This window comes from Psychrobacter sp. TB67, from assembly GCF_000511065.1.
Lineage (GTDB): Bacteria > Pseudomonadota > Gammaproteobacteria > Pseudomonadales > Moraxellaceae > Psychrobacter > Psychrobacter okhotskensis.
The window spans coordinates 1-2,319 of record NZ_AYYA01000013.1 but is presented as its reverse complement, the minus strand read 5'-3'; the positions used below and the strand labels follow the sequence as shown (position 1 = coordinate 2,319).

Annotated in this window: 3 protein-coding genes and 2 pseudogenes; 4 read left to right on the top strand and 1 reads right to left on the bottom strand. The window is 40.6% G+C overall.

Going from position 1 to position 2,319, the window contains the following annotated elements; genetic code table 11:
• Positions 1-341 (top strand): DDE-type integrase/transposase/recombinase (locus W293_RS15975; RefSeq protein ID WP_156916406.1); only part of this gene is annotated, 341 nt, incomplete at its 5' end.
• Between the two features lie 22 nt (positions 342-363).
• Positions 364-555 (top strand): annotated as a pseudogene (locus W293_RS16910) (IS3 family transposase); the annotation flags it as partial.
• A gap of 69 nt (positions 556-624) precedes the next feature.
• Here W293_RS16910 and W293_RS0102270 read toward each other — a convergent pair.
• Positions 625-1,374 carry a DUF3239 domain-containing protein gene (locus W293_RS0102270; protein ID WP_025650905.1) on the bottom strand — a complete coding sequence of 250 codons (750 nt, stop codon included), beginning with the start codon at positions 1,372-1,374 and terminating at the stop codon, positions 625-627.
• A 268-nt stretch (positions 1,375-1,642) separates the two neighbouring features.
• On the opposite strand from W293_RS0102270, the pseudogene W293_RS0102265 reads away from it, so the two are divergent.
• Together W293_RS0102265 and W293_RS17155 are read left to right on the top strand one after the other, a co-directional pair.
• Positions 1,643-1,813 (top strand): annotated as a pseudogene (locus tag W293_RS0102265) (DUF4424 family protein); the annotation flags it as partial.
• Positions 1,814-1,918: 105 nt separating this feature from the next.
• Positions 1,919-2,319, top strand: a 401-nt coding sequence (locus W293_RS17155) for a helix-turn-helix domain-containing protein (protein WP_037025970.1), incomplete at its 3' end; no start/stop codon positions are given.

Below are 2,319 nucleotides of genomic sequence, written 5' to 3'. Positions count from 1 at the left end.
ATGTGACCTACATCCGTATCAAAGGTGGCTGGTGCTACTTAGCGGTTGTTTTAGACTTGTTTGCTCGCCGTGTGGTTGGCTTTAGCGTATCCGATTCACCTAATAGCACCTTGACCGCATCAGCGCTAAAGATGGCGTATCAGACTCGCCTTAAACCAAGCGGTGTGCTGTTCCACTCTGACCAAGGCACGCATTACACCAGTAAAGAGTTCGTTGACGCGATAGCTGACTGTAAGGATATGAAGCAGAGTATGAGCCGCAAAGGAAACCCACTACGGGCACAGCCCTCCGCCTTGCACTCGGGCAAAGCAGTGCTTTGCCAATCCTCGCTCATGGGATAACGCGCCAACTGAACGCTTCTTTAGGAGCTTTAAAACCGAGTGGATGCCAAAGGGCGGTTACGAGGATATCGCTGAAGCATCGAGCGCCATTAGTGATTATATCTGGGGCTACTATCAAACCGTGAGACCGCATAGCTTCAACAATTATTTAACACCAGTAGAAACAGAAAAACGTTACTTTAATAAAAACCTCTTAGAAGGTGTCCTAAATTAGTTGACCACTATAGTGAACCTAAAACACCCTCTAAAAGTCTCTAAAAGCAACTCATCAGGTTGATATCCACTAAACAAAAAACTCAAGCACCTTTAAAATAGCTATGAATATAATCACGCCAATGACAATTTTTATTAGGTTGATTTTTCCATCGCCGCTTTCAAGTTCTAGACTACTTAAAACACTCAGAGTATCATTCGATCGCTCATTCCAACCACTTTGTTCTTTATCAACCTGATACAAACCTGCCTTGTAGGGCTTATCCAACTCCAATAGTTGTCTTTCTAATTGCTGCCATTGTTCGCTTGGGTAACTCTGCATAGCCAAGTTAATCACTTCTGGGTTGTCGGTCGCATATGATAAAGGGACAGGATTAAAATCTATCCAATGCGACAAAGACTCGTCGGTTGAGGCAGTATAAAGGGCTACTGTTGGCACTCTATCACCAATAGCTAAATTTTTGAGTGGTGGACATTCGATAATTTTCACAATTGGAAAATCACCATAACCCTTAGTTAGGTTTGTATTGACAGCAACGAGAGTAGGATGAACACCTACAACAATACCACCATTTGAATCACCGCATAAAAAATGCTCTTTTATTCTCGTCCAGTAAAAGATAGTTGTGAATATAGCGATGCCGACAATCAATAAAAAACCAATATGGATGAACATAGCAGCTAATATCGAACCTATTAAAAACAGTGTTAATGCACTTACAGTCGTTATATTATGTCGAAACCATACCCATTTATTCAGCGCTGCGTTACCAGGGTTTGAAGCAAAAGTATTATTATCAAGCGTGCGTTTATCTTTCATTGAATTTACTTCTCATCTTCTCTATATTCACTGTTCAGTAGAATTTTAAAAGTGATTCTATTTATCGAATACTATAATCCATTTTCTCCTCTATTGTCGCAAAATTATATTTTAACGATAGCAAACTGTCTTGTGCTTCAGTATTATTAAAATTACCTCACACATCAGGTGGCATTGAACTCAACAACTACTTAGGTGACATAACTAAAACCGAAAAGCGAGCGTATCTACAGTGAATAATAATAATGACATCGTTAAGACTGCTTTTATATTTAGCCTTATAACAGCTTGCACCGCTTTGCTAGCCATAACTACTGCCCAAGCCAATGACTCTACTGGCTATATCGGTACGGGCGGTGTTGAGTATCTTAAAAATAAAAACATCAGCATGCATAGTGAAGACTTATATATATCTAAAGAGAAGATTCGCGTCAATTATGAGTCCTAGATTCAAATAAGAAGTGCAACGTTTTAAAAGAATGAGTTGAAGAGTAAGATGTGCCGTGTTGCATTTCAAACTTCAACTCCTACATATCAGAACGTTATGAAACACTATACACATCTTACCCAAGAGCAAAGATATCAAATATCAGCGCTATTGCAAGCTAAAAAAGGCATGAGTGAAATAGCTAGAATTATTGGCTGTCATAAATCAACGGTGAGTCGAGAGATAAGGCGAAACATGGGACAAAGGGGTTATCGCCCCAAACAAGCCCATCGATTGGCAAACGCGCGCAAAGTTGTGAATAGCTCACAGATCAGCCGCTTTGGCTGGTGCTATATTGATCATCTACTCAGCAAGCACTACTCACCTGAGCAAATCACAGGGCGACTGAGAATGCTGGGTTGGCAAGAGGTCCCAAGCCATGAATCGATATATCAACACATCTATACTGACAAAAAGGCAGGGGGTAACTTACATAGCGCCCTTAGATGTCAAAAGCG

Bases quoted from the DNA above. Each gene is read 5' to 3' on its own strand.
- W293_RS0102270 (WP_025650905.1), bottom strand. From the start codon at position 1,374: ATGAAAGATAAACGCACGCTTGATAATAATACTTTTGCTTCAAACCCT.